26 protein-coding genes and 1 pseudogene are annotated in these 25298 nt (G+C 62.5%); 17 read left to right on the top strand and 10 right to left on the bottom strand.

All coding sequences use genetic code 11. The features are described from left to right. The first annotated feature begins 14 nt into the window (after positions 1-14). The 4 genes from msrA (at position 15) to F8N66_RS02715 (ending at position 2757) form a co-directional block, all read left to right on the top strand. Complete coding sequence (msrA, locus tag F8N66_RS02730; protein ID WP_150768698.1) at positions 15-521, top strand: peptide-methionine (S)-S-oxide reductase MsrA; 507 nt, start codon at positions 15-17, stop codon at positions 519-521. 383 nt (positions 522-904) lie between these two features. Further along, positions 905-1486 carry a hypothetical protein gene (locus F8N66_RS02725; RefSeq protein WP_150769214.1) on the top strand — a complete coding sequence of 194 codons (582 nt, stop codon included), beginning with the start codon at positions 905-907 and terminating at the stop codon, positions 1484-1486. A gap of 243 nt (positions 1487-1729) precedes the next feature. Then, complete coding sequence (locus F8N66_RS02720) at positions 1730-2206, top strand: hemerythrin domain-containing protein (protein WP_150768697.1); 477 nt, start codon at positions 1730-1732, stop codon at positions 2204-2206. Between the two features lie 119 nt (positions 2207-2325). Then, complete coding sequence (locus F8N66_RS02715; RefSeq protein ID WP_150768696.1) at positions 2326-2757, top strand: short chain dehydrogenase; 432 nt, start codon at positions 2326-2328, stop codon at positions 2755-2757. 11 nt (positions 2758-2768) lie between these two features. On the opposite strand, the gene F8N66_RS02710 is transcribed toward F8N66_RS02715, so the two are convergent. The 7 genes from F8N66_RS02710 to F8N66_RS02670 form a co-directional block, all read right to left on the bottom strand. Further along, positions 2769-3641, bottom strand: coding sequence for a mechanosensitive ion channel family protein (locus tag F8N66_RS02710; protein ID WP_150768695.1), 873 nt, complete (start codon positions 3639-3641; stop codon positions 2769-2771). Positions 3642-3868: 227 nt separating this feature from the next. Further along, positions 3869-5866, bottom strand: a complete 1998-nt coding sequence (locus tag F8N66_RS02705) for a peptidase U32 family protein (protein ID WP_150768694.1) — start codon at positions 5864-5866, stop codon at positions 3869-3871. 218 nt (positions 5867-6084) lie between these two features. Continuing rightward, positions 6085-6465: a RidA family protein gene (locus tag F8N66_RS02695; protein WP_150768693.1), complete on the bottom strand. Its 381-nt coding sequence runs from the start codon at positions 6463-6465 to the stop codon at positions 6085-6087. Positions 6466-6543: 78 nt separating this feature from the next. Beyond that, positions 6544-7659: an agmatine/peptidylarginine deiminase gene (locus F8N66_RS02690; RefSeq protein ID WP_150768692.1), complete on the bottom strand. Its 1116-nt coding sequence runs from the start codon at positions 7657-7659 to the stop codon at positions 6544-6546. 153 nt (positions 7660-7812) lie between these two features. Further along, positions 7813-8916: an extracellular solute-binding protein gene (locus F8N66_RS02680; protein WP_150768690.1), complete on the bottom strand. Its 1104-nt coding sequence runs from the start codon at positions 8914-8916 to the stop codon at positions 7813-7815. 1 nt (position 8917) lies between these two features. Next, entirely contained in the window at positions 8918-9826 is a 909-nt protein-coding gene (aguB, locus tag F8N66_RS02675) for an N-carbamoylputrescine amidase (RefSeq protein WP_150768689.1), read from the bottom strand. Between the two features lie 4 nt (positions 9827-9830). Further along, positions 9831-10883 carry an agmatine/peptidylarginine deiminase gene (locus F8N66_RS02670; protein WP_150768688.1) on the bottom strand — a complete coding sequence of 351 codons (1053 nt, stop codon included), beginning with the start codon at positions 10881-10883 and terminating at the stop codon, positions 9831-9833. Between the two features lie 136 nt (positions 10884-11019). Here F8N66_RS02670 and F8N66_RS02665 point away from each other — a divergent pair, with 136 nt between their 5' ends. Further along, positions 11020-11874, top strand: a complete 855-nt coding sequence (locus F8N66_RS02665; RefSeq protein WP_150768687.1) for a LysR substrate-binding domain-containing protein — start codon at positions 11020-11022, stop codon at positions 11872-11874. Here F8N66_RS02665 and F8N66_RS02660 read toward each other — a convergent pair whose 3' ends face one another. After that, positions 11875-12204 (bottom strand): hypothetical protein, encoded by a 330-nt coding sequence (locus tag F8N66_RS02660; protein ID WP_150768686.1) that lies wholly within the window; start codon positions 12202-12204, stop codon positions 11875-11877. It abuts the gene before it with no gap. Between the two features lie 195 nt (positions 12205-12399). On the opposite strand from F8N66_RS02660, the gene F8N66_RS02655 reads away from it, so the two are divergent. The 4 genes from F8N66_RS02655 (at position 12400) to F8N66_RS02630 (ending at position 16921) form a co-directional block, all read left to right on the top strand. Then, positions 12400-12636 (top strand): hypothetical protein, encoded by a 237-nt coding sequence (locus F8N66_RS02655; RefSeq protein WP_150768685.1) that lies wholly within the window; start codon positions 12400-12402, stop codon positions 12634-12636. A 1024-nt stretch (positions 12637-13660) separates the two neighbouring features. After that, positions 13661-15202, top strand: a complete 1542-nt coding sequence (locus tag F8N66_RS02640; protein ID WP_150768683.1) for a multicopper oxidase family protein — start codon at positions 13661-13663, stop codon at positions 15200-15202. 12 nt (positions 15203-15214) lie between these two features. Continuing rightward, a complete protein-coding gene (locus F8N66_RS02635) occupies positions 15215-16351 on the top strand; it encodes a hypothetical protein (protein ID WP_150768682.1) in 1137 nt (378 codons plus the stop codon). A 3-nt stretch (positions 16352-16354) separates the two neighbouring features. After that, positions 16355-16921, top strand: coding sequence for an SCO family protein (locus F8N66_RS02630; RefSeq protein WP_150768681.1), 567 nt, complete (start codon positions 16355-16357; stop codon positions 16919-16921). A 124-nt stretch (positions 16922-17045) separates the two neighbouring features. Here the strand turns inward: F8N66_RS02630 and F8N66_RS02625 are convergent, their stop codons facing one another. Next, entirely contained in the window at positions 17046-17981 is a 936-nt protein-coding gene (locus F8N66_RS02625) for a Ppx/GppA family phosphatase (RefSeq protein WP_150768680.1), read from the bottom strand. 222 nt (positions 17982-18203) lie between these two features. Here F8N66_RS02625 and F8N66_RS02620 point away from each other — a divergent pair. Beyond that, positions 18204-18374, top strand: a pseudogene (locus F8N66_RS02620) (polyphosphate kinase 2); the annotation flags it as partial. Between the two features lie 175 nt (positions 18375-18549). Here the strand turns inward: F8N66_RS02620 and F8N66_RS02615 are convergent. Then, entirely contained in the window at positions 18550-19548 is a 999-nt protein-coding gene (locus tag F8N66_RS02615; protein WP_150768679.1) for a bile acid:sodium symporter family protein, read from the bottom strand. Between the two features lie 385 nt (positions 19549-19933). Here F8N66_RS02615 and F8N66_RS02610 point away from each other — a divergent pair, with 385 nt between their 5' ends. From F8N66_RS02610 to F8N66_RS02575, 7 genes are all read left to right on the top strand, one after another. After that, a complete protein-coding gene (locus F8N66_RS02610) occupies positions 19934-20524 on the top strand; it encodes an amino acid synthesis family protein (RefSeq protein WP_150768678.1) in 591 nt (196 codons plus the stop codon). A 43-nt stretch (positions 20525-20567) separates the two neighbouring features. Next, entirely contained in the window at positions 20568-21401 is an 834-nt protein-coding gene (locus F8N66_RS02605) for an alpha/beta fold hydrolase (RefSeq protein ID WP_150768677.1), read from the top strand. Continuing rightward, the gene (locus F8N66_RS02600) at positions 21398-22879 is read left to right on the top strand and encodes an aldehyde dehydrogenase (RefSeq protein ID WP_150768676.1); all 1482 of its coding nucleotides are present in this window, start codon (positions 21398-21400) and stop codon (positions 22877-22879) included. The genes F8N66_RS02605 and F8N66_RS02600 overlap by 4 nt, the downstream gene beginning before the upstream one ends. Before the next feature lie 12 nt (positions 22880-22891). Beyond that, on the top strand, positions 22892-23377 hold the full coding sequence (locus F8N66_RS02595; RefSeq protein WP_150768675.1) for a flavin reductase family protein: 486 nt from the start codon (positions 22892-22894) through the stop codon (positions 23375-23377). A gap of 136 nt (positions 23378-23513) precedes the next feature. Further along, positions 23514-23903, top strand: a complete 390-nt coding sequence (locus F8N66_RS02585) for a carboxymuconolactone decarboxylase family protein (RefSeq protein WP_150769213.1) — start codon at positions 23514-23516, stop codon at positions 23901-23903. Positions 23904-23959: 56 nt separating this feature from the next. Next, complete coding sequence (locus tag F8N66_RS02580; protein ID WP_150768674.1) at positions 23960-24712, top strand: GntR family transcriptional regulator; 753 nt, start codon at positions 23960-23962, stop codon at positions 24710-24712. A gap of 2 nt (positions 24713-24714) precedes the next feature. Further along, positions 24715-25278: an NUDIX hydrolase gene (locus tag F8N66_RS02575; RefSeq protein ID WP_150768673.1), complete on the top strand. Its 564-nt coding sequence runs from the start codon at positions 24715-24717 to the stop codon at positions 25276-25278. The last annotated feature ends 20 nt before the right edge of the window (positions 25279-25298 follow it).

Raw genomic sequence — 25298 nt, 5'->3', positions numbered from 1 at the left:
TGGAGGTGCGCACCATGACGACGAACACTGAAACCGCCATCCTCGCCGGCGGTTGCTTCTGGGGCATGCAGGACCTGCTGCGACGCTACCCCGGCGTGCTGGCCACGCGGGTCGGCTATTCCGGCGGCGATGTGCCCAATGCGACCTACCGCAACCATGGCACCCACGCCGAGGCGATCGAGATCCTGTTCGATCCCGAGCAGATCAGCTATCGCCAGATCCTCGAATTCTTCTTCCAGATCCACGACCCGACCACCCTCAATCGCCAGGGCAACGACCTGGGCACGAGCTACCGCTCGGCGCTCTACTACCTGAGCGATGAGCAGAAGCGCATCGCCCAAGACACCGTTGCCGACGTCGAAGCTTCGGGCCTCTGGCCCGGCAAGGTCGTGACCGAGATCGAGCCCGCCGGGCCGTTCTGGGAAGCGGAACCTGAACACCAGGACTATCTCGAACACTATCCCAACGGCTACACCTGCCACTTCATCCGGCCAAACTGGACCCTGCCAAGGCGCGGCTAGTCGTCGAAGAGGGATGTGCCTTCCCTGTAGGAGCGAGCACGCTCGCGATGGTGGTGAACGATAACGCGTGCTAACGGGTAATCCACGTTGTTCCGGACACCCTCGTCGGAACGCCGCCCGCAGCCATGCTCGCGCCTACAGGGGGGGGACGGTCCTCTGCACACATTCCCGTCGCTGCGGATTCAATCCCCGAGTAAGGCACAGCAAGGTGCTGCCTGCCATGTCATCCGTCGTCTAAGAAGTCGCGGATAACTCTGCGTTCTTCCTGATCATTTTCGGCCATCAAAATTCCATTCGCGATCTAGACTTGATTTACGGCGAGAAAGAGCACTCGCCCGTTCAACCGGCAGACCAATAAAAATACAAGGAAACCCACCTTGAACATGTCAACCCTCTATCTCTTGGGGAGCCTGATGGTTTCCGCCGGGGCCTGTGCCAACGGGCTTATTCCTGTCCTCGAACTGGACTTCACCAGGGCGGCCACTGAAACCCTGAAAAAACACGGCATCAATGACGCGTGCATCATCGCCGCCGCCAACCCCGGAGCGTTCACCTATTGCCGGGAGGGTTCGCCAACGCTCTGGAAGTACCAGGCGCTGGACCTCAACCAGCAGGCTTCGCCCGTCAAGGACACACGGCTGGCTTCGATGGACGACGGACGAATTACCGTCGCTGAAGCCGAGAGTCCTGTCTGTGAAGAAGATTTTTCCAAGCCCCTGGTTAACCCGGCAGTGACCCGGACGGCGGCCCTGGGCCTGATCTTCCTGTTCCTGATCCTGGGCTTGCGCTACACCTACCGGGCAACCATGGACGGATTCTTTGTCCGGACCCTGTCTACGGGCACACACATGCACCGGTCGACGGGCGAATCCTCGCGCTCGAACCGAGCGACGACGAAGGCCCTGGGCGCCTTTGCCATCGCCGCCGCCGTGGCCTTCATATACTTCGGCTACAGCGCGTTTTGAGCAGGCCGGCAAAAAGCCGGCCCCTCTCGCCCACCCTTGGCAGCCGCTATTTGCAATGCACCTGATACCTCACTCGTGCAGCCTGCATGGGCGCGCTCCCCATCACGTTCAAACAACCCATTGATTGCACAACACTTTGCAGCGTCCATTCGCTTGGCACAGCAAATGCTGCTTCCTCCTGGGAAATCCGAGGGCGCCGGCGCAGACCGGCCGATCACCATCCGTGAGAGAAGAGGCAAAACTATGAACGCCATCGACATCCTCAAAGCCGACCATGAACGCGTGAAAGCCATCCTGACTCAACTGGAAGATTCAACCGAGCGGGCAGTCAAGAAACGCACCGAACTGCTTGCGAAACTTGAGATGGAAATTTCGATCCACACCAAACTCGAAGAAGAAATCCTCTATCCGGCCTACAAAAAAGCCGGGGGCAAAGAGCAGGAAAAAATGTATTACGAGGCCAAGGAAGAACACCGCACGGTCGACTCGCTGGTGCTGCCGGACCTCAAGGGCACCGACCCTGGGAGCGTGGAGTTTTCCGGCCGCGCGAAAGTGGTCAAGGAGCTGCTGGAACATCACATCGAGGAAGAGGAAACCGAGATGTTTCCCGAAGCCAGGAAGCTGCTGGGCAAGGCAGCGCTGGACGAACTGGGCAAACAGATGGAAATGATGAAGGCGTCCTTCAAGAAGGAACTGAGTGGCGGGAACATGGCGGCCTGACCTGTAGGGGCCAGTCCAGCATTCACGTGACAGACGCTTTTCGGTTGCCTGGAAACGTTGAAGCCCGCCCTCCTCGGCGGGCTTCCCGATTCATCACCCGCAGGATGGAGAATCCCACCATGATTGCCCCATTGACCGGCATGAAACCCGGCGAACGCTACATCGTCGAAAGTGTCGAGCGCGCACAGCATTTCCCCGGCTTTTTTCTCGACGGCAAATACTATTTGGGCCCTGAACTGCAAACCGCCGTCGGCTGGCTCGAAGGCCAGCACTTCCTTTATGACCTGCTCGGCCCGACAGGCGAACCGGTATTTCCCGAACGGGTGGCCGGCATCATCGACGACCTGACCCTGATCATGGCCGATGGCGCTCGCCTGCCGCTGAGCGAGGAACCCTTCCGTGCCCAGGCAGACCGTCCCTTACACGTGATCGATGCCCGTCCTGTTCGCCGGTTCGAGCAACGCCCCTCGCCGCTGCTGGTGGCCGCGGCGGCATTGCTGTTCGGCGGTTGCCTGCTGGCGCTCAATCGCCTGCGCGGCCGCCATCGCTGAGCGGCCCCAGGTCACTCCTTGGCCAAGGCGCCCGGCAGCGCGGCGCCTTGCTGGAAGATCACCGTCTGGGCCGGCATCGGTGCCGGGAAGCCGGCTTCACCCAAGGCATCCTTGATGGTGCGGTTGGTGTCGAAATACACCTGCCAGTAGTGCTCGTTATGGCAGTAAGGTCGCACCGCCAACACCGGGCCGACCAGGTTGAATTCCAGAATTTCCACGTCCACCGCCGGGGTTTCGAGCACATTGGGAATGGCGGCGATTTTCTCTTTCAGCAAGGCCGCGGCGGCTTTCCAGTCGGCGGCGCCGGACAGTTGCGCTTTGAGCTCGACGCGACGGAACGGGTTGTGCGTGAAGTTCTGGATGTTGTCGCTGAAGATCTTGTTGTTGCCGACCAGGGTCAGCACGTTGTCCGGGGTGTTGATCGCGGTCGCGAACAGGCCGATTTCGGTGACGGTCCCGGTCACTCCGCCAGCGCTGATGAAGTCGCCGACCTTGAACGGGCGCAGCACGATAATGAAGGCGCCGGCCGCGAGGTTCGCCAGCAGTCCCGACCAGGCCATGCCGATCGCCAGGCCAACCGCCGCGAGCAGTGCCGCGAAGGTGGTGGTCTGCATGCCGAGGAAACCGAGGATGGCGATCACCAGGATGATGTTCAGTGTCACGGTGATGACAGAGCCAACATAGCGCAGCACCGTCGGGTCAACCTTCTGCTTGCCCAACGATTTCTGGACCAGGCCTACGGCAAAGCCAATCAGCCAGCGGCCGATGATCCAGAAGGCGATGGCGCCGAGGATCTTGACCGCGAATGCCACGCCATAGGCCTGCACCACGGCAAGGATCGCGTTGAACTTCTCGGTGGTTACATTAACGATGGTCTCGTCCATGGCAGAAGCTCGCAAATGAGGGATGACCTCAAGACGCTAGCACAGCCTTGGCGGGCTGCCAGTGCGGGGGCGCGTTTGCTTTTGCGGGGATTGATTTCGAATTCGACAGATGACCAATGTGGGAGCGGGCTTGCTCGCGAAAGCGTCGGGTCAGTCAACAATGAAGTTGAATCTGATGCCGCCTTCGCGAGCAAGCCCGCTCCCACAGGTTTTGCCTCCGCCCGAACTCAGTGCGGGGCGCGGGGGATGGTCTTGAGCAGGTCTTCGGGGCTGATGTGGCCGACGACCGGCTGCACGCTGCCCGGTAGCGGCAAACCGAGGATGTGGCCCTTCATCTTGCCGATCACGTGCATCTCACACGGCTTGCAGTCGAACTTCAGTGTCAGCACTTCATCGCCGTGTATCAGCTGCATCGGCGCCACCTTGGTGCGCACGCCGGTCACGCCCTTGGCCTGTTTCGGGCACAGGTTGAAGGAGAAACGCAGGCAATGCTTGGTGATCATCACCGGGACTTCGCCGTGCTCTTCATGGGCCTCGTACGCCGCATCGATCAGCTTGACCCCGTGACGGTGATAGAAATCCCGGGCCTTCTGGTTGTAGACGTTGGCCAGGAACGACAGGTGCGATTCCGGGTACACCGGCGGCGGACTGGTCTCGGCCTTGCGGCCTCCCCGTGGGTGAGCCAGCACGCGGGCGGCGGTCAGCGCTTCGATCACTTCGCGGCGCAAGGCCTTGAGCTGCGAGTTGGGGATGAAGAACGCCTGGGGCGCATCGAGCTTGATGTCGGTGGCGTGATATTCGGTGGTGCCCAGCTGCCCGAGCAGGTCGCGCAGTTGCTCCAGCGCCTGCTCCGGCTTGTTGGCCACACCGAACGGACCGTCCAGGGACACGCTGGCGCTGACGCCCTCCTCGCTGGTGGCGGTCAGTTGCAGGCGCTGTTCGTCCAGGCATGCGACCCAGGTCACGCCGATGCGACGTTCGGCGGAGGTCTTCTGCAGGGCTTGCTGCCAGTTGTGGTCCAGGTTGCGATTCAGCGGATGATTCGGGCGTAGCTGGTGCAGGCCCTTGGGCATCTCGTTGGGCTCGACGCGGTAGCGATAGCGTTTTTCGCCATCCTCTTCGAACTCGCCCTTGGGTTCGGCGATGTTGGTGCGCCAGCCCACCACCTCACGCTTGACCAGCACATTGAGGCCGTCGCCGTTGGACAACGGCTCCTGGGTGACCACGATCAGGTCGCGCTTGCCGACTTTTTCCACGACGCCCACCGGCAAGCCGGTGAAGGTCGGCGAGTCGAACGCGCCGATGTCGATCTTGCGGTCGCTGACGAAGTAGTCGGTGCTGCCACGGTGGAAGGTCTTGTCCGGGTCGGGCACGAAGAAGTGCGCGGTGCGGCCGCTGGACGCGCGCGCCAGGTCCGGGCGGTCTTCGAGGACGTCGTCCAGGCGCTGGCGGTAGTAGGCGGTGATGTTCTTCACATAGCCCATGTCCTTGTAGCGCCCTTCGATCTTGAACGAGCGCACGCCGGCTTCCACCAGAGCGCGGATGTTGGCGCTCTGGTTGTTGTCCTTCATCGACAGCAGGTGTTTTTCGTAGGCGATCACACCGCCTTTTTCGTCCTTGAGGGTGTACGGCAGGCGGCAGGCCTGGGAGCAGTCACCACGGTTGGCGCTGCGCCCGGTCTGCGCGTGGGAAATGTTGCACTGGCCGGAGAACGCCACGCACAGCGCGCCGTGGATGAAGAACTCGATCGCCGCCTCGGTTTCGTCGGCGATGGCTCGGATTTCCTGGAGGTTCAGCTCGCGTGCCAGGACCAGTTGCGAGAAACCGGCCTGGTCGAGGAACCTGGCCCGCGCCAGGGTGCGGATGTCGGTCTGGGTGCTGGCGTGCAGCTCGATCGGCGGAATGTCCAGTTCCATCACGCCCAGGTCCTGGACGATCAGCGCATCGACGCCGGCATCGTACAACTCGTGGATCAGCTTGCGCGCCGGCTCCAGCTCGTTGTCGTGCAGGATGGTGTTGATGGTGGTGAACACCCGTGCGTGATAGCGATGGGCGAACTCCACCAACGCGGCGATATCGCTCACTTCGTTGCAGGCATTGTGGCGGGCGCCGAAGCTCGGGCCGCCGAGGTACACGGCGTCGGCGCCATGCAGGATGGCCTCGCGGGCAATGGCGACATCGCGGGCGGGGCTGAGCAATTCCAGGTGATGCTTGGGCAGGGACATAGTTTTTTTTAGTCAGGCTGTCACGGTCGAGGTGCGCATTGTAGCGGCGAAATGCCTGACCGGCACCCGTGTGCTGCCGGGTGGCAGCCGGATTGCCCAATTCCCTGTGGGAGCGGGCATGCTCGCGAAGGCGGTGTGTCAGTCAATGTTGATGTCGACTGACACACCGCTTTCGCGAGCAAGCCCGCTCCCACAGGGTTATGCGTATGGCAGGGGAATCAGGCCTTGGCCGCCATGGCGACGACTTCCACTTTCATGCCTTCAACCGCCAGGGCGGCCACGCCGACGGCGGCGCGCACCGGCCATGGCTTGGCGAAGTAGCGCTTGTAGACTTCGTTGAACGCGGCGCGGTCGGCCATGTCGGTGAGGTAGATGGTCAGGTGCATGACGCGGTCCATCGAGCTGCCGGCGCGCTCCAGCGCGACCTTGAGCGCTTGCAGGGTGCACTCGCTTTGCAGGGTGATGTCGCCCAGTTCCAGGCTGCCGTCGGCGCGGGTCGGGATCTGGGTGGACATCAGGATGCCGTTGAAAGCGGCGACGTCGGAGGAAATGGAGTCCTGGTCGGGATCGGGCGTGAAGACGATGTCTTGGTTGGCCATGGGGCACTCTTGTCTGGGGAGGTAATAGGCGCCGGCAGTTTACCAGACGCCTGCGCCAGCGCCGCACACCCGCCTCGGCTAGACCCGTGGCTGGTGACTGGTCACGCAGTGGATACCACCGCCACCGGCCGCAATGGCGTCGATGTCGAGCTGCACTACCTCACGGTCGGGATAGAGTCCGGACAGCAGGTCAAAGGCCTTGCGATCCGCCGCCTTGTCGCCGAATTCAGGCGCGATGATCGCGCCGTTGATCACGAAGTAGTTGATGTAGCCGGCGGCAAAATCCGGGTTGCCGCGGCTGAACCGGCTCTTGCGCGGGTTCAGTGGCGGCGACACGGTGTGCACTTGCAGCTTGCGGCCATCGGCATCGGTGGCGTTCCTGAGAATCTCCAGGTGCGCACGGGTGACCTTGTTGTCGTAGGACTCGGGGTCGGTGTCGAGGTTGGCGATCACCACGCCCGGCCTGACGAAGCGGGCATAGAAGTCGACGTGGGCGTCGGTGATGTCCTTGCCCTTGATGCCCGGCAGCCAGATGATTTTGCGCAGGCCCAGGCGCGCCTTCAGTTCTTGCTCGACCTCGGCCTTGCTCCAGTCCGGGTTGCGGTTGGCATTGATCCAGCTGCTTTCGGTCATGATCCCGGTGCCGTGGCCGTCCACTTCGATCCCGCCGCCCTCGCCCACCAGCTCGCTGCGGATGTGATCGGCTTCTTCGCGGCGGGCAATCAGGGCCGCGACCTGCGCATCCTTGGCATGCCGCTGTTTGTTGCCCCAACCGTTGAAGTTGAAATCCACAGCGCCCAGCTCGCCTTTTCCATCCACCACAAAGTTGGCGCCGATATCGCGCATCCAGATGTCATCGAGCTCGGTAATGACGTAGGTGATATTGGTGCTACCGCACTGTTCTTCGGCCAGCTCCCGCTCGCTGTCGCGACAGAACACGGTGACCGGCTCATAGCCGGCGATGGTCCGCGCGATCCGCCCGAGGGCGGCCTGCACGTCCGGGGTGAAGTCTTCCCAGATGGCATCCTGTGCGCCGAACGCGATGAACGCCTGTTCATGCGTGTCGCCCTCATCCGGCATGTACCAGCGGCCCGCGCTGGCCGCCAGCGCTGATAACGGGCCCAGGCCCATGAAAGCGGCTCCCGCAGCGGCAATAACCGATGCCTGTTTGATGAATTCACGACGCGTGGACATGCAATGGTTCCTGAAAATGAATAAACACCCGATCAACAACTCTGGACCCTGTGGGAGCGGGCTTGCCCGCGAAGGCGGCCTGCCAGCCAACATCAATGTCACTGATAGACCGCTTTCGCGGGCAAGCCCGCTCCCACAGGGACACCATTGTTTTTATTGGCCGGTAGCGGTCTTGAACTTGGTCCAGGTGCGCATGCGCGCGCGCATGTCGGCCTGGGGGATGTCTTTGCCCGGGATCAGTCGAGCATAGGTGGCTTCATCGATGTAGATGTCCGGGTTGTCGCGCATCGACGCATCGACACTTGGCCGCGCCTTGGCGTTCGACGTCGGGTAACCGGTGAAGTTACTGATGGCCGCCATGTTCTGTGGACGCATGACGAAGTTGATGAACGCATAGGCGAACTCCGGGTGTTTGGCATCGACCGGGATCGCCATGGTGTCCATCCACACCGTGGTGCCCTCGCGGGGAATGCGGTACTGGAACGAGGTGTTCTTGCCGGCCGAATCCGAAGTGCGCTGGGCCTGGGTCATGTCGCCGCTGTAACCGAGGGACAGGCACAGGTTGCCGTTCACCAGGTCAGTCACCGGCTGCGACTGGAACTTGCGAATGTACGGCCGCACTTTGGCCAGCAGTTCACCCGCGGCCTTGAGGTCGTCAGGCTTGGCGCTGCGCGGCTCGCGACCGAGGTAGTTGAGCACCACCGCCAGCACTTCGTCCGGCGAGTCGATCATCGAGATGCCGCAATCGGCGAACTTTGCCGCCAGTTCCGGCTTGAACAGCATGTCCAGGCTATTGACCGGGGCATCGGGCACCCGCTGCCTGATCTGCTCGTCGTTGAAGGTCACGCCGATGGTGCCCCAGGTGTACGGGACGGTGGCCTGGCTCGAATGCTCGTATTGCCGCCGCAGCTTTTGCAAGCCGGGTTCGATGTCCGCCAGCTCCGTGAGTTTCGAGCGGTCCAGCGGCTGCAGGCTGCCGGCACGCACCAGGCGCTCGGCCACGGTGTCGCCGGGGAAGATCAGGTCGTAGCCGCTGCCGCCGGCCAGCATCTTGGCCTCCAGCGTCTCGCTGCCATCCATCACGTCATAGATCACCTTGATCCCGGTTTCGGCGGTGAACCGGCTCAGGGTGTCCTCGGCAAAATAGTCGGCCCAGTTGTACAGCCGCAGGGTTTTCTCTTCGGCGTGCAGCGCGGGCATTGCGCAACTGACGGCCAACCCGAGGACTGCGGGCAACAGCTTGTTGAAGGTAGGCATGTCAGACCCCTTGGGCATTCCAGCGTGAATGGATGTGGCGGCCGTCCTGGCTCAACAGGGCGCCGTACATCTCCGGGCGGCGATCACGATAGATGCCCCAACTCAGGCGCTCTTCGCGCATGGCCGCCAGGTCCAGGCTGTGCACCAGCACACCGGTGCTGTCGCGGTCGGCCTCGGCAAGCAATTTGCCCTTGTGGTTACAGATGAACGAGGAGCCATAGAAACTCATCTGCAAGGTCGGATCGGTGGTTGCCGCTTCCCGGCCGACGCGATTGGACGCCACCACCGGCAGGATGTTGGCGGCGGCATGACCGCGCATGGTCATCTGCCAGTGGTCACGGGAATCCAGGCTGGCGCACCCCGGCTCCGAGCCGATGGCGGTGGGAAACAGCAAGACTTCGGCGCCCATCAAGGCCAGGCAACGCGCGGTCTCGGGGAACCACTGATCCCAGCAGATGCCCACGCCGAGGCGCCCGAACGCGGTGTCCCAGACCCGGAAACCGGTGTCGCCGGGGCTGAAGTATTCTTTCTCCTGGTAGCCGATGGCGTTGGGGATGTGGGTCTTGCGATAGACCCCCAGCAAGCGCCCATCGGCATCGGCCACGCACAGCGAGTTGAAATAGGCGTTGCCGGCCTTCTCGAACCAGCTCAGCGGCAACACCACACCCAACTCCCGGGCCAGCGCGGCAAAGCGTTGCAGCACCGGGCTGTCGCGAAACTCCTGGGCCAGCGCCAGGTGTTGATGGCTTTGTTCGATACAGAAATACGGCGTGGCGAACAGCTCTTGCAACAGGATGACCTGGGCGCCTTTGGCCGCGGCCTCACGCACCAGCTGCTCGGCCTGATCGAGGTTGTGTGGCAGGTCCCAGGTGCAGGGCATTTGGGTGACCGCAATATTCAACAGGGTCATGGCATCAACCCTCCACCGGCCAGGCCGGCTGTTGCTGGGTGATGCAATGCACGCCGCCACCGCCATGGGCGAGATTGTTGATGCGCACGGGCACCACTTCGCGTCCGGGGAATGCTTGCGCGAGGGTGTGTGCCGCCACGTCATCGGCCGCAATGCCGTAGGCCGGCATGATGATCGCGTCGTTGACGATGTAGAAGTTGGTGTACGAGGCGCAGAACACTTCGGCTTGCGGGTCCACGGCATCGCTGGCCTCAAACAGCTCGATCATTTCGAACTTGCGCCCTTTGGCATCGGTGGCCAGTTCCAGGGCACGGCGGTTCTCCCTGGCGACTTCGGCATATACCGATTGTTGGTCGTGGGTGGCGTCCACCAGCAACACGCCGGGGCGGGCGAAGGCGCATACGCCATCGACATGGCCGTCGGTCATGTCGCCGGTGACATAGTCCGGGTCGCCCGGCAGCCAGATGGTCTTCTTCACGCCCAGCAAGCGCGCAAAGATTTCCTCCATCTCGGCCTTGTTCATGCCCGGGTTGCGATTGGGGTTGAGCAACACCGATTCGGTGGTGATCAGCGTGCCTTCGCCGTCGACATGAATCGCCCCGCCTTCGTTGCTCAGGGGCGTGCCAAAACACGGCAGGCTCAGGTGATTGAGTGCGCGGCGCGCCAGGCCTTCGTCCAGGTCGTGGGCCGACTTGCCGCCCCAGGCATTGAAGCGCCAGCTGACCCCGGCCAGGCCTTGCTGCGGATGGCAGACGAAACTCGGACCGGAATCACGGCACCAGCTGTCGTTCACCGGCAGCTCGATCAGTTCGATGTTCGGCCCGCACAGGGCTTTGGCACTGGCCACGGCAGACGGGTCGACGACCATCTTCACCGGTTCGAAACGGGCAATGGCGTTGGCCACGCCGGCGAAATCCGCTTGTACCTGCGCCAGGGTCACCCGCCAGCCCGACTCCCAGAGGGCCTGATTGTGTGGCCAGACCATCCAGGTCGCCGCGTGGCGGACCCACTCCGCCGGCATCATCCAACCGCTGTTTAGATTTTCATTGCGCAGCATGATAAAAAGCCCTTTCAGTTAAGCCATTGTGTTCAACAAAAACCGTCTTGTTGGTCATGGCCTGCATGCTACGGCTGTAAAAACGGGCAAACAAACGATGGATTTTGCAGAAAAGTGATTAGAGGAACTTATCAGTATGCTTAAGCACTGGCCGCCACTGAGCACCCTCCGCGGCTTCGAGGCTGCCGCCCGCCTGGGCAGTTTCCACAAGGCTGCCGCCGAGCTGCACCTCACCCAGTCGGCCATCAGCCAGCAGATCCGCAGCCTTGAGGCGTACCTTGAGCAACCGCTGTTTTTCCGCAGCGGCCGCAGCGTCAGCCTGACCGACGCGGGGCACGATTTGCTCAGCACCACCCAGGCCATGCTGCAACAACTGTCGGTGGGCATTCGCCGGCTGGGGCAATACCAGAAACCCAACCAACTGGTGCTCAACACCACCCCGGCGTTCGCCCGCCATTGGCTGCTGCCACGCCTGGGGGATTTTCGCCGCCTGCATCCGCAGGTCGACCTGTGGATCTACAGCACCGATGACGTACCGGACATGGCCACCCAGACCATCGACATTGCCGTGCGCGATGACATCAGTTCCCAGGCCGAATGCAGCTTCAAGGTGCTGTACGCCGACCGCCTCTACCCGGCCTGTCACCCCGACCTGCTGGCGCAACCACAGGCACAGCGCACCACGCTGCACGGCGAGCGGGAAATGGACTGGAGCCACTGGGCGGTGGAGTCCGGCATCGACGTCGGCCAGCAGGACCAGGGACTGAACTTCTCCGACCCCGGCCTGCTGCTGGACGCCGCGTGCGCCGGGCTCGGCATCGCCCTGATCAGCGAACTGTTGAGTCGCCAGGCCCGCGCCAACGGCGTGTTGCAGCCCTTGGTCGATCAAACCATCCGCGGCCCGAACTGGGCCTTGCTGACCCATCGGGACAGTGAGAGCAACGCAAGAAGCTTCAGTGAGTGGCTGATCAACCAGCTGGAAGCGGACTGATCAACCGGTGGACATCGCCACGGTGATAAACCCCGTGGTGATGGTGGTCAGCGTCAGGCCGAGCAGAAACAGCGCGTCGGCCACGCGCTCCAGGCGATGGTTGCGCTTGGCCTTGCGCGTGCGTAGCGCCCAATAGGCGATCAGGCAGGTGGTCAGGTAAATGATCGCGTTGATCGCCAGCAGGTTCTGCCCGATCACGTCTTCCTGGCGGATATTGATCACCACCCGAAGAATCCCGACGACGGTGAGGCACACGCCCACCATCGCCCCTGACGAGGTGAAGATATGGACACAGATGTCATCGTCGAGCGTCGTGTTTCGATCAGACATCGTCGAGCCCCTCGTCCTCCTGCGGTCAATTGAAGAGCGTAAACCACCCGCCTGGTTCGGCATTCTTCGCGGCGTGATTTCTGATAGCCGGCGCCGTGCGGCAAGTGACCAGCGGGTTGGAAATTATTGGCATTTGCACCTATTTTTCATTTCTGCAGTAAACGATGGCGCTGACGAAAAAACGGGAGGCACCTGATGCGAATGCTCAAGGCGATTGTTGTCGCAGGCCTGTTAGCCGCAGGGTTGATGGCGCATGCGGGCGTTGCGAGTGCCGAAGGGGATGTTGCCAAAGACGTCCGCGATGGGGTTCGTGATGTGGACAAGGATATTGATCGGGATGGGAAGGATATCGATAAGGAGGCCAAGGAACTGGATAAGGAACGGCATAAGGAAGACAAGCATCTGGATAAGGAAGAGAAGAAGCATCTTTGAGGGTTGTGGTGTTTGGGTTGGGTGAATATCCGTTGCTGCGGTAACGGCGGCTATTGGTTCCGCTCTTACAGCGGGTTACTTGGAAGAGCGCCAAGTAACCAAGCGCTCTTGCCCCACCACTCGGTGCCTCGCTCTGGCTCGGCATGCCCGAACGCAGGCATGGCTCCGTGGGTCGCCGCGATGGGCCATCCCTGGCCCAGCGCGGCTAAACCGGCGTCCTGCCGGTTTACCCACTGCGCAATGCCTGCGTTCGGCCAGCGTGGTTTAACGGGGCGCCCAGATCACAATCAAAAGCGAGGCGGCCTTGTAGCCGACCTGATTTTGGCGGGTGCCACGACCCACTGTAGGAGCGAGCCCTGCTCGCGATGGACGTCAACGATGACGCGGGCTGCATGGATGAACGCGGTGTCTGGGCGTTTTTCGCGAGCAGGGCTCGCTCCTACAAGGGGATCGCGTACATCCGGGAAAGCAGGTCGGCTATAAGGCCGCCTCGCTTTGGCTTTTCGCGGTGCACGCCCCCTCGTGAGGCTGAGCGCAGGTTCTGTGGAGTGGGTAAACCGGCAGGACGCCGGTTTAGCCGCGCTGGGCCAGGGATGGCCCATCGCGGCGACCCACGGAACAGGACCGGAGCAAGGGCATGCCGAGCCCTGGCGAGGCACCGAACGACAGGGGCAAAAGCGCTTGGTTACTTGGCGCTCTTCCAAGTAACTCGCCGTAAGGGCGAAACCGCCAGCCGCCGTTACCGCAGCAACGGATATACACACCTGACAAAAACCGATCCCCAACTACAGTAGTGTTTCACCCATGAGAAAACACACACTTCATCGCTTTATATGATGCCCTGGATCCAAATAACTGGCACACCCTCCCACCTGTTCTACACTGCGAAAAGTTGCACGCAATCGTTCTCATTTCCACTCAAGACGTGGCGGATTGCATTGCGCGGTGGCTCTTGCGGTCGCCTTCGGCAACTAACAGGCGAACTACCCCGTAGTTCATCGCCACGCCATCGAAGGTCGCGATCATGCCCAGAGCTTTCAGCGTCCGCCCCTTTGCCCTTTGCGCGAGCTGGGTGGCTATCGCCCTGACCGGTTGCGCGACACAGCATTCCAGCGAGCCGGCGTCACAGCCCCTGCGCCAGAATCCCGAGTTCACCTACGATGCCAGCGGCGTGACCCACGCCACGCTGACGGCGGCCGAGCAGCCGGTCAACGTCGGCAATGAGCGCTATGTGTCCCTGGTGTTCAACGGCGATTACGATTCGCCGCTGATCAGGACGCGGCCGGGCGGGACCATGGCGATCCGCCTGGACAACCGCATGGACGAGATCACCAACCTGCATTTCCATGGCATGCAGGTGTCACCCCTGGACCAGGGCGACAATATTTTCCGCGTGACCCAGCCCCATCAGGTCGGTGAGTACAACGTCAAGTTGCCGAAGGAACACAGCCCCGGCGCCTATTGGTATCACAGCCATTTCCATGGCGGTTCCCAACGCCAGGTGTCGGCGGGGATTGCCGGCCCCATCCTGGTCGACGGCATGCTCGACCCCTTTCCCGAACTCAAGGGCATCAAGGAACAAGTCCTGGTCCTGCGCAACTTCCAGAAAACCCTGACCGGCAAAGTCGCCAGCGAAATCATCACCAGCGCGCCGTCGATCCGCACCATCAACGGCCAGGAAGTGCCCACCATCGACATCAAGCCCGGGGAAACCCAGCTCTGGCATTTCATCAACATCGCCGCTAACCAGTACTTCCGGATTCGCATCAATGGCCAGTCGATGCAGGTGCTGTCCCGCGATGGCAATACCGTTACCCGCCGGGTCGACACCGACCAGGTGCTGATCGGGCCGTCGGCGCGTTTCAGCGTGCTGGTGGTCGGGCCACCGGCCGGCACTTATGAAGTCGAAACGGGCTCCGGCAACACCGGGCCGGCGGGTGATGATTACCCGGCGGCGAAGCTGGCGATTCTGCGCTCCAGCGGTCAGCAGGTCGCGACGAAGCAGATCACCAGCGCCTATCCGCCCGCCGAGGACTTCAGCAAGATCGCGGTGAACAAGACCCGTCAGTTCGCCTTTCAGGACTCGGACACCGACCCCAATGCCTTCCTGATCAACGGCACGCGCTTCGAACTGGACCGGGTCAACACCACGGTGAAACTGGGCGATGTCGAAGAGTGGCGACTGTTCAATCCCTCCCAGGAACTGCACCAGTTCCATATCCACCAGGTGGATTTCCAGGTCACCCGGATCAACGACAAACCGGTGGAATTCAGCGGCTATCGGGACAATGTGTTCATCCCCGCCACCGGCTCGATCACGGTACGCATTCCGTTTCGCGATCCGGTGATCCTCGGCAAGTTCGTCTACCACTGCCACATCCTCGAACACGAGGACGGCGGCATGATGCAGGCGATCCAGGTGGTCAAGCCCGAGGACTACGAGCAGGCGGTCAAGCTCGAACCCCTGGGCGGGCTGTACGGCGAAAACAACCAGTTGTGCTCCTACCTGCGCAACACCGGACAGGACCCGAAAGCGTCCAGCCCGTTGATCCCGCGAACCAACTAAAGGGGGCGCGCCATGAGCAACTATCGATTGGCAGTGTTGTTGGTGGGGTCGGTGTGTGCCGTTGAGTCGGCGCAGGCCGATGACGGGCAATACCCCAACGTCGGCATGGACTACGACGCGACCTTTCAATATGACCACGTGCACGCCGATTCGCCCCAGGGCGGCAATCGCAACAGCACCGACGCCTACCCGGACATCAACACCACGTTCTACTTTCGCTTCAGCCACGACCAGCAGATCCAGCTGGCCACCGAGATCAATCCCGTCGCCGGGCCGGAGCCCGGGCAGAAGCGATTCTTCGAGGACGTTGGGCTGGTGATCAATGACCTCAACTACTACCAGAACAACGCCAACTCGGCGTTCTCGGTCGGCAAGTACCACGTGCCGTTCGGCCGCGCCCAGGATCAGGCGCCCGGTCTCTACACCAATGATTACGTCAGCACCTACGACCTCGACGGCATGCTTGGCGGCACCGTGGCCTATCGGTTTTTCGACCAGAAGCTGGGCATGATCGAACCCAACCTGAGTGTCTACACCGCGGACAATTCGTTTCTCGGCCGCCCCTATCTGCGCCATGGCGACAAGCTGCAACGCAGCGACGGCGGGCCCTCCAATACCGGCAAGCTCGACTCCTGGGCGGTGACGGTGAACTGGATTGCGATCCCGGCGGTGCCTTACCTGGAGATGCAGGCCGGCTACATGTTCAACAAAAAGGCCGAGGACGCGACGCAACCCGATCCGCCCGGCGAAGACGACGAAACCATCAAGATCGCCTCCGCCCGCTACATCTGGGCCTATGAACCGAGCACCGATCTTGAGCCGACGCTGGCCGGGCGCTACTTCGATATCGTGCCCTTCATCGAATTCGCCGACGTCGACAATGAAGACGGCATCAAGGGCAACGACACCCGCTACCTGACCACCTCGCTGACCTTCGATTTTGGTGACTGGTCCCTGGGCGCGACCCGGACCGACAAGCATCGTGAATCGACGGGGGGCGCCGACCGCCAGGATTACCTCAACGAGTTGAGCCTGACCTACAACATCACCGGCCAGATCAAGCTCGGGCTGTCCGCCGGCACCCAGAAAGAGGACGGCCAGATGTCCGAACTGGTTGGCCTGGCGCTGACCTATTCGGGAGGTTATTGAGCAATGAAATGGTTAATGGTGCTGCTATGGGCGGCAATGGCCGCCAGCTCCACGGCCGCGACCCGCACCGACATCGGCGGCCCGTTCCAGCTGACCAACCAGAATGGCCAACGCGTCACCGAGCGCAGTTTCGGCGAACCGGCCTTGCTGTACTTCGGCTTCATGACCTGCCCGGCCATCTGCCCCACGGACCTTTCGAAAATGGCCCGCATCAGCCGGCAACTGCAACAACAGCAAGGCATCACCGTGCGGCCGGTCTTCGTCACCATCGACCCGGAACGTGACACGCCGAAAAAGCTCAAGGCCTACGTCAACTACTTCGCCAGCGACTTCGTCGGCCTGACCGGCTCGGCGCAGGAAATCGCCCGCATCACCGACGCCTATCACGTGTACTACAAGAAAGTGCCGACCGGCGATCAACCGGGGCAGTACATGATGGACCACTCGACCCTCCTGTTCCTGCTCGACAGCCAGGGCCGCTACCTCAAGCATTTCGGGCGCGGACTGGATGAAAAGGAGATCGAGAAGCAGGTGGTGGCGGCACTGGCGGATGCCGCGGCCGGACGTTGAATGCCTTCACAGGATACTTTCTTTGTAGGAGCTGCCGAAGGCTGCGATCTTTTGATCTGGCTTTTGAACAATCAAAAGATCGCAGCCTCGTTGCACTCGACAGCTCCTACAGGGGGCTTGTCCGTCAGTGCCGGGACATCAGGCCATGCAGCACCCCGAGCCTCAGACCCGGTTCCGACGGCGTCATGTGCGAGATGCCGAAGACCTTGAACGCCGCCAGCATCAGCACCAGGCCACCCGGCAAGATGCTCAGGCGATGGGCTTGCAACCCCGCCAGCCGAAGCTTTTTGACATGCCCGACTTCGATCAGCCGCAGCGACAGACGCAGCAGGCCGCTGTAGGTAATGCCGCTTTGGCCCGGGTCGTTCAACCCGTTGGCATTGAGTATCTTGGCCAGCATGCGCGCCGTGCCCGAGGAGCCAATGGTCTGCTGCCAGCCCTGGGCGCGATAACGCCGGGCCACCTTGTCGAACTCAAGGGTGGCGACCAGCTCGGCCTCAAGCAGCGCCTGGGCGGTGATGCGTCCGCCCGCAAAGTAGCGCGCACCAAAGGTGCCGCTGCCAATGGCGATGCTTTCGGTGACCAGGGGCTGGGGGCCGCGCCCCAGAATCAACTCGGTCGATCCGCCACCGATGTCCACCACCAGGCGCCGGCTCTGCGGGCACGCAATGCTATGGGCGACACCGGCGTAGACCAGATGGGCCTCTTCCTGCCCGGAAATGACGTCGATCCGAAACCCCAGGTGGCGCTCCGCACTGGCCAGGAACAGCTGCGCATTATCCGCTTCGCGCACAGCACTGGTGGCCACCGCCCGCACTCGCCCGGCGTCGAAACCGCGCAGTTTCTTGCCGAATCGCGCCAAGGCCTGCCATCCCCGGTCCAGCGCCATTTCATCCAGGGCCCCGCCTTGAAAGCCTTCGGCCAAACGCACGGGCTCACGCAGGGTTTTCACTTGCTGAATCATCAGTTGCCGGTTGCGTTTGACCGATTGGCCAATCATCAGGCGAAACGCATTGGAGCCCAGGTCAATGGCCGCAAACAGGGAGGCGTCGCCTTTCATGGTAGGGATTCCTGGCAGGTTCATCAGCGCGCAAACGGCGTTGCACCGCACGCCCAAGGCGGTTTGCGTCGATCCTGCCATGCGCTCGGTGACACCACGATGACAGCCCGATGAATTTCGCCATCACCGCAACGTCACCACTTCGTCATACCCGGGGGCCTGGCATGAGCACTTCCAACATCGTCGGGAGGCCTGACCCTGCTGTTGACCAACGACACCCTGATGCAACGCATCCACCGCGAACTGCTCGATCACAGCGACGAAGAGCTTGAGTTGGAGTTGCTGGAGGACGACCACGATCTGAACGCGCTGTTCAGCGACCACCTCGGCGAAAGCCCCGAGCGGCAGGAACGGCGGCATTGCTCGAGTACGCCAGGAAGACTACACGCGCAGCCCGACGCCACAGGACATCATCGTGCCGCAGGTTTACTGACCCTGCTCCCTGTAGGAGCTGCCGCAGGCTGCGATCTTTTGACTTGAACAGGATCAAAAGATCGCAGCCTCGTTGCACTCGACAGCTCCTACACAGCTCCTACACAGTTCCTGCACAGCGCCGGCAAGGTGGTATTTACGGGTCCACCTGCCCCATCAGCTCGGCCACCGATTCCTGGCGCTTGGCATAGCGCTGCGCCAATACCGCACAGACCATCAGTTGAATCTGATGGAACAGCATCAGCGGCAGGATCAGCACGCCAATGGTGCTGCCGGCGAACAACACCTGGGCCATCGGCACGCCGGTGGCCAGGCTTTTCTTCGAACCGCAGAACAGGATGGTGATGCGGTCTTCCTGGTTGAAGCCGAAGGCCTTGCCCAGCACGGTGGCGGCCACCAGCACCAGTGCCAGCACCACGCAGCAGGCCACCACCAGCCCCGCCAGGTCACGCAGCGGGATCTGATGCCAGATGCCTTCGTTCACCGCCTCGCTGAACGCGCCGTAGACCACCAGCAGGATCGACCCCTGGTCCACGAATTTCAGCCAGTTCTTGTTGCGCCCCACCCAGGCGCCGATCCAGCGCCGCGCGATCTGCCCGGCGATGAACGGCAGCAGCAGTTGCACGCTGATTTTCACGATGGCGTCGAGGGTCGAGCCGCCGTCGCCGTGCACGTTGAGCAACAGCGTGACCAGCAGCGGCGTGAGGAAGATGCCGAACAGGCTGGACGCCGCCGCGCTGCAAATCGCCGCCGGAATATTGCCGCGGGCCAAAGAGGTAAAGGCAATCGCCGACTGCACCGTGGCCGGCAATGCGCAGAGGTAAAGCATGCCCATGTACAGGTCGGCACCGATCATCGGCGACAGCACCGGCTTGAGCGCCAGCCCGAGCAGCGGGAACAGCACGAAGGTCAGGCTGAACACCAGCAGGTGCAGGCGCCAGTGCCCGGCGCCAGCGATGATCGACTCGCGCGACAGCTTGGCGCCATGCAGGAAGAACAGCAGCGCAATGGCGATGTTGGTCAGCCAGCCGAAGCCCACCGCCACCTGCCCGCTGGCAGGCAGGAAGCTGGCGAGAAGGACCACGCCGACCAGGGTCAGGGTGAAGTTGTCGGGGAGGAAGCGAGGGCGAGTCATGGGGGTCATCCGGGTTTGCCAGGAACGTGGGCTCGACTCTACTCCGCCGCCAGGGTGCCGGCTAACGCTAGTAAGCCAGTACATGTCGCGTAACGGACAAATCCATCGCATCCACCGGGTACGGCAAATGAAACTGTGGGAGCGGGCTTGCTCGCGAAGGCGGTGTGTCAGCCAGCATCAATGTCACTGGCATAACCTCTTCGCGAGCAAGCCCGCTCCCACAAGGGCCGAGCACATCCCAGACCTGGCACAAGCCGCCACAAGCGCCCACCCCCAAGCTTTTCATCGCCTCCCGACCAGAAACCCCTTCAAGCCTCTTGCACAACCTATATTATGGTATACCATCATACGCACAGACACTTCTCACCCTGATACGGAGCAGCTCATGAGTTTCGAAATCCGCAAGATCGTCAGCTATGTCGAAGAAACCTTCATCGAAGGCGGCAAGGCCACCGATACCCCCGTGACCATGGTCGGGCTGGCGGTGGTGATGAAAAACCCCTGGCTGGGCAACGGCTTTGTCGAAGACCTGAAACCGCAGATCCGCGAGAACTGCTCCGACCTCGGCGCGCTGATGGTCGAGCGTCTGGTGGGCATCATCGGCGGCGCCGAGAAAATCGAGGCCTATGGCAAGGCGGCCGTGGTCGGCGCCGACGGCGAAATCGAACACGCTTCCGCCGTGATCCACACCCTGCGCTTTGGCAACCACTACCGTGAAGCGGTCAAGGCCAAGAGCTACCTGAGCTTCACCAACAAGCGCGGCGGCCCGGGCACCTCGATCCAGATCCCGATGATGCACAAGGACGACGAAGGCCTGCGCTCGCACTACATCACCCTGGAAATGCAGATCGAAGACGCCCCCCGCGCCGACGAAATCGTGGTGGTCCTGGGTTGCGCCGACGGCGGCCGCCTGCACCCACGCATCGGCAACCGCTACATCGACCTGGAAGAACTGGCGGCCGAAAAAGCCCAGTAACCGGCCAGGGCCACTACAACAAAAAGGTATGCAGGAGCGCTCCATGATTCGGCTCACCGCTGAACGCACCCCGGCTGGAACCAGTTACCTGGCGACCGGCCAAGGCCAGCCCGTGGTCTTGATCCACGGCGTGGGCCTGAATAAAGAAATGTGGGGCGGCCAGATCGTTGGCCTGGCCACCCAGTACCGCGTGATTGCCTACGACATGCTGGGGCATGGCGCCAGCCCGCGCCCGGAAAACGGCACGCCCCTGCTCGGTTATGCCGACCAGTTGCTGGAGCTGCTCGATCACTTGCAATTGCCCAAGGCGGCGGTGATCGGTTTTTCCATGGGCGGCCTGGTGGCGCGGGCCTTCGCCCTGCATTACCCGCAACGCCTGCAAAGCCTGGTGGTGCTCAACAGCGTGTTCAACCGCACCGCTGAACAGCGCGCCGGCGTCATCGCCCGCACCAGCCAGGCCGCCGAGCACGGCCCGGACGCCAACGCCGAAGCCGCGCTGTCGCGCTGGTTCAGCCGCGAGTACCAGGCGGCCAATCCGGCACAGATCGCCGCGCTGCGCCAGACGCTCGCCGATAACGATCCGCAGGGTTACCTGACCACCTATGAGCTGTTCGCCACCCAGGACATGTACCGCGCCGATGACCTGGCCAGTATCCAGGTGCCGACGCTGGTCGCCACCGGCGAACTGGACCCGGGCTCGACCCCGGACATGGCTGAGCAATTGGCCAAACGCATTCCCGGCGCGACGGTTGCCGTACTCGCCGAGCAGCGGCATATGATGCCCGTAGAATCGCCGCGCCTGGTCAACCAGCTGTTGCTGGAGTTTCTCGACACCGCGCACTCCCGACAAAACCCTCTGAAGGGGATCGTTGCATGACTCTCGCACGCTTCCAGATGTGCATCGGCGGAGAATGGGTCGACGCCCTCTCCGGCAAGACCTTCGAAAGCCTCAACCCGGCCCTGGCACAGCCCTGGGCTGAACTGCCCGATGCCGCTGAAGCGGACGTCGAGCGTGCCGTGCAAGCCGCGCAGGCCGCGTTCGACAGCCCCGCCTGGCGTGGGCTGACCGCCACCGCGCGCGGCAAACTGCTGCGGCGCCTGGGCGACCTGATCGCTGAAAACAAGGAACAACTGGCGCAGCTGGAAAGCCGCGACAACGGCAAGCTGATCCGCGAGACCCGCGGCCAGGTCGGCTATCTGCCGGAGTTCTTCCACTACACCGCAGGCCTGGCGGACAAGCTCGAAGGCGGCACCCTGCCGCTGGACAAGCCCGACCTGTTTGCCTACACCGTGCATGAAGCCATGGGCGTGGTCGCGGCGATCATTCCGTGGAACAGCCCGCTGTACCTGACCGCGATCAAACTGGCCCCCGCCCTGGCGGCGGGCAACACCATCGTGATCAAGCCGTCCGAACACGCCTCGGCGACCATCCTGGAACTGGCGCGCCTGGCGCTGGAAGCGGGCATCCCGCCGGGCGTGGTCAACGTCGTCACCGGTTACGGCCCCAGCACGGGCGCGGCCCTGACCCGCCATCCGCTGGTGCGCAAGATCGCCTTCACCGGCGGTGCGGCCACGGCCCGGCATGTGGTGCGCAGCAGCGCCGAGAACTTCGCCAAACTGTCGCTGGAACTGGGCGGCAAATCGCCGAACATCATCTTCGCCGACGCCGACCTCGACAGCGCGATCAACGGCGCCATCGCCGGGATCTATGCCGCTTCCGGGCAGAGTTGCGTGTCCGGCTCGCGCCTGCTGGTGCAGGACGAAATCTACGACGAATTCGTCGGGCGACTGGTGGAACGCGCCCAGCGCATCCGCATCGGCAATCCTTCGGATGACAGCAGCGAAATGGGCCCGATGGCCACCGCGCAGCAACTGGCGGTGGTCGAAGGGCTGGTCGCCGATGCGATTGCCGAAGGCGCCCGTCTGCGCCTGGGCGGCAAGCGTCCACAGGACTTGGGCGACGGCTGGTTCTACGAGCCGACGTTGTTCGAGTGCGACCGCAACTCCATGAAGATCATGCAGGAAGAAGTGTTCGGCCCGGTGGCCTCGGTCATCCGCTTCAAGGACGAAGCCGAAGCGCTGGCCATCGCCAACGACTCGCAGTTCGGCCTCGCCGCCGGCATCTGGACCCGCGACCTGGGCCGCGCCCACCGCCTGGCCCGGGACGTGCGTTCGGGGATCATCTGGGTCAACACCTACCGCGCCGTGTCGGCCATGGCGCCGATCGGCGGCTTCAAGAACAGTGGCTATGGACGCGAAAGCGGCATCGATTCGGTGCTGGCCTACACCGAGCTGAAAACGGTGTGGATCAACCTCTCCCAGGCGCCCATGCCTGACCCGTTTGTGATGCGCTAGGAGTCCCGCGAAATGATCGAACCCGGCATTTACAAAGACGTCATGAGCTCGTTCCCGTCCGGCGTCACGGTGGTCACCACCCTGGGCGCGGACGGCGAAATCGTCGGCATCACCGCCAGCGCCTTCAGTGCGCTGTCGATTGATCCGGCCCTGGTGCTGTTCTGCCCCAACTATGGCTCCGACACCTACCCGGTGCTGCGCGACAGCAAGCAGTTCGCGATCCACCTGCTGTCCGCCGACCAGACAGCCGAGGCCTACGCCTTTGCCGGCAAGGGCAAGGACAAGGCCAAGGGCATCGACTGGCACCTGAGCGAACTCGGTAACCCGCTGCTGGCCAAGGCCACGGCGATCATCGAGTGCGAACTGTGGCGCGAATACGACGGCGGCGATCACGCCATCATCGTCGGCGCGGTGAAGAACCTGATCCTGCCCGCGCAGCCGGTGACACCGATGATCTACCACAAAGGCAAGCTGGGCCCGCTGCCCGCGCTGGCCTGACAAATTCACGCAAAACCCAATGTGGGAGCGGGCTTGCTCGCGAAAGCGGTCATTGATTCAACATTGATGTCGACTGATGCGACGCCTTCGCGAGCAAGCCCGCTCCCACAGGGGATCCGTGGTGAGAGTGAAGATGATGAACAACGAAAAGTACCAACAGGGCCTGAAGATCCGCACCCAGGTGCTCGGCCAGGCCTATGTGCAGCGTTCCATCGAGAACGCCGACGATTTCACCCGTCCCTTGCAGGAGATGGTCACCGAATACTGCTGGGGCCACGTCTGGGGTCGTGATGGCCTGTCGCTCCAGGAACGCAGCATGATCAACCTGGCGATGATCTCGGCGCTCAACCGCCCGCACGAACTCAAGCTGCATGTGCGCGGCGCCTTGCGTAACGGCTTGAGTCGTGAGCAAATACGCGAAATTCTGCTTCAGGTCGGTATTTATTGCGGCGTCCCCGCCGCCGTGGACAGTTTCCGGCTGGCCCGTGAAGCCTTCGCCGAAGCCGATGCCGAGGCCTCCAGTTAACCCTCGGCTGTTTTGTTGCCCGCCCGGCATGGACAGCCACCTTTAGAGCGTACCCCATGAAACGCCTGCCACTCGACGACAGCTTCAAGGTCAATCGCAACCCCGTTACCCTGCGCGAAATCGTGCTGGATAAACTGCGAAGCGCCATCATGAACTTCCAGCTCCTGCCGGGAGACCGTCTGGTCGAACGCGATCTGTGCGATCGCCTGGGCGTGAGCCGCACGTCGGTACGCGAGGCCTTGCGTCACCTGGAGTCCGAAGGGCTGGTGGAGTTCGCCGACGCCAAGGGCCCGCGGGTGGCGATCATCACCCTGGCCGATGCCGTCGACATCTATGAACTGCGCTGCGTGCTCGAAGGGCTGATCGTCCAGTTGTTCACCCTGCGTGCCAAGGCCAAGGACATCAAGGCCCTGGAAAAGGCCCTGGAGGAAAACCGCCAGGCGCTCAAGGAAGGCGAACTGCAACAGGTCATCGATTCCGTGCAAGGTTTCTACGACGTGCTGCTCGAAGGCTCCGGCAATCATGTCGCGGCCACTCAGTTGCGTCAGTTGCAGGCGCGCATCAGCTACTTGCGCGCGACCTCGGTGTCCCAGCAGAACCGCCGTGGCGCCAGCAACCAGGAAATGGAGCGCATGGTCGAGGCGATCAAGAGCGGCGACCCCCTCGCCGCCCACCAGGCTTGCGTCGACCACGTGCGTGCTGCCGCCGCCGTCGCCCTCGATTACCTCAAGCGCAAGCAGGAAGAGACCGGGGCGATCCCCGAGATCACCCTGCCGATCGCGCTGAAAGAACCGCGCATAGGTCGCTGATCATGTTCAGCCCGAGCTTTTGTCCGAAGTGCGGCAGCCCTGACCTCAAGTCACAGCTGCCACCGGGCGATACGCACGAGCGCCTGATGTGCCGTGGTTGCGGCTATATCCACTACGTCAATCCGAAAATCATTGCTGGCTGCATCATCGAGCAGGACGGCAAATACCTGCTGTGCCAGCGCGCGATCCCGCCGCGCCCCGGCACCTGGACGCTGCCGGCGGGCTTCATGGAAGCCGGCGAGACCACCGAGCAGGCGGCGTTGCGCGAGGTCTGGGAAGAGAGCGGCGTGCGCGGGGAAATCCTCTCGCCCTACTCCATCTTCAGCGTGCCGAAGATCAGCGAGGTGTACATCATCTTCCGCGCCATCGCCCTGGAAATCACCGGCCAGTTCGGGCCGGAAACCCTCGACTACAAATTCTTCGCGCCCGAGGACATTCCCTGGGACAGCATCTATTACCCGGCGATCCGGCAGATCCTCGAACGCTACATCGAGGAACGCCAGGCCGGGGTCTACGGCATCTACATCGGCAACGACGACAGCGGGAAAATCCACTTCATCCGCTAGCCTGACTCTACACACACTGT

The sequence above is a fragment of the Pseudomonas fluorescens genome (assembly GCF_902498195.1).
GTDB classification, from domain to species: Bacteria; Pseudomonadota; Gammaproteobacteria; order Pseudomonadales; family Pseudomonadaceae; genus Aquipseudomonas; species Aquipseudomonas fluorescens_BU.
This window is presented reverse-complemented; position numbering and strand designations above follow the sequence as displayed.

Coding starts and splice junctions, on each gene's coding strand:
- F8N66_RS02670 (WP_150768688.1), bottom strand. CDS start 10,883: ATGCTGCGCAATGAAAATCTAAACAGCGGTTGGATGATGCCGGCGGAG.
- F8N66_RS02690 (WP_150768692.1), bottom strand. CDS start 7,659: ATGTCCACGCGTCGTGAATTCATCAAACAGGCATCGGTTATTGCCGCT.
- F8N66_RS02625 (WP_150768680.1), bottom strand. CDS start 17,981: ATGAAAGGCGACGCCTCCCTGTTTGCGGCCATTGACCTGGGCTCCAAT.
- F8N66_RS02665 (WP_150768687.1), top strand. CDS start 11,020: ATGCTTAAGCACTGGCCGCCACTGAGCACCCTCCGCGGCTTCGAGGCT.
- F8N66_RS02605 (WP_150768677.1), top strand. CDS start 20,568: ATGATTCGGCTCACCGCTGAACGCACCCCGGCTGGAACCAGTTACCTG.
- F8N66_RS02580 (WP_150768674.1), top strand. CDS start 23,960: ATGAAACGCCTGCCACTCGACGACAGCTTCAAGGTCAATCGCAACCCC.
- F8N66_RS02575 (WP_150768673.1), top strand. CDS start 24,715: ATGTTCAGCCCGAGCTTTTGTCCGAAGTGCGGCAGCCCTGACCTCAAG.
- F8N66_RS02655 (WP_150768685.1), top strand. CDS start 12,400: ATGCGAATGCTCAAGGCGATTGTTGTCGCAGGCCTGTTAGCCGCAGGG.
- F8N66_RS02695 (WP_150768693.1), bottom strand. CDS start 6,465: ATGGCCAACCAAGACATCGTCTTCACGCCCGATCCCGACCAGGACTCC.
- F8N66_RS02720 (WP_150768697.1), top strand. CDS start 1,730: ATGAACGCCATCGACATCCTCAAAGCCGACCATGAACGCGTGAAAGCC.
- F8N66_RS02600 (WP_150768676.1), top strand. CDS start 21,398: ATGACTCTCGCACGCTTCCAGATGTGCATCGGCGGAGAATGGGTCGAC.
- F8N66_RS02680 (WP_150768690.1), bottom strand. CDS start 8,916: ATGCCTACCTTCAACAAGCTGTTGCCCGCAGTCCTCGGGTTGGCCGTC.
- msrA (WP_150768698.1), top strand. CDS start 15: ATGACGACGAACACTGAAACCGCCATCCTCGCCGGCGGTTGCTTCTGG.
- F8N66_RS02610 (WP_150768678.1), top strand. CDS start 19,934: ATGAGTTTCGAAATCCGCAAGATCGTCAGCTATGTCGAAGAAACCTTC.
- F8N66_RS02635 (WP_150768682.1), top strand. CDS start 15,215: ATGAGCAACTATCGATTGGCAGTGTTGTTGGTGGGGTCGGTGTGTGCC.
- F8N66_RS02705 (WP_150768694.1), bottom strand. CDS start 5,866: ATGTCCCTGCCCAAGCATCACCTGGAATTGCTCAGCCCCGCCCGCGAT.
- F8N66_RS02725 (WP_150769214.1), top strand. CDS start 905: ATGTCAACCCTCTATCTCTTGGGGAGCCTGATGGTTTCCGCCGGGGCC.
- F8N66_RS02660 (WP_150768686.1), bottom strand. CDS start 12,204: ATGTCTGATCGAAACACGACGCTCGACGATGACATCTGTGTCCATATC.
- F8N66_RS02585 (WP_150769213.1), top strand. CDS start 23,514: ATGAACAACGAAAAGTACCAACAGGGCCTGAAGATCCGCACCCAGGTG.
- aguB (WP_150768689.1), bottom strand. CDS start 9,826: ATGACCCTGTTGAATATTGCGGTCACCCAAATGCCCTGCACCTGGGAC.
- F8N66_RS02615 (WP_150768679.1), bottom strand. CDS start 19,548: ATGACTCGCCCTCGCTTCCTCCCCGACAACTTCACCCTGACCCTGGTC.
- F8N66_RS02630 (WP_150768681.1), top strand. CDS start 16,355: ATGAAATGGTTAATGGTGCTGCTATGGGCGGCAATGGCCGCCAGCTCC.
- F8N66_RS02715 (WP_150768696.1), top strand. CDS start 2,326: ATGATTGCCCCATTGACCGGCATGAAACCCGGCGAACGCTACATCGTC.
- F8N66_RS02640 (WP_150768683.1), top strand. CDS start 13,661: ATGCCCAGAGCTTTCAGCGTCCGCCCCTTTGCCCTTTGCGCGAGCTGG.
- F8N66_RS02710 (WP_150768695.1), bottom strand. CDS start 3,641: ATGGACGAGACCATCGTTAATGTAACCACCGAGAAGTTCAACGCGATC.
- F8N66_RS02595 (WP_150768675.1), top strand. CDS start 22,892: ATGATCGAACCCGGCATTTACAAAGACGTCATGAGCTCGTTCCCGTCC.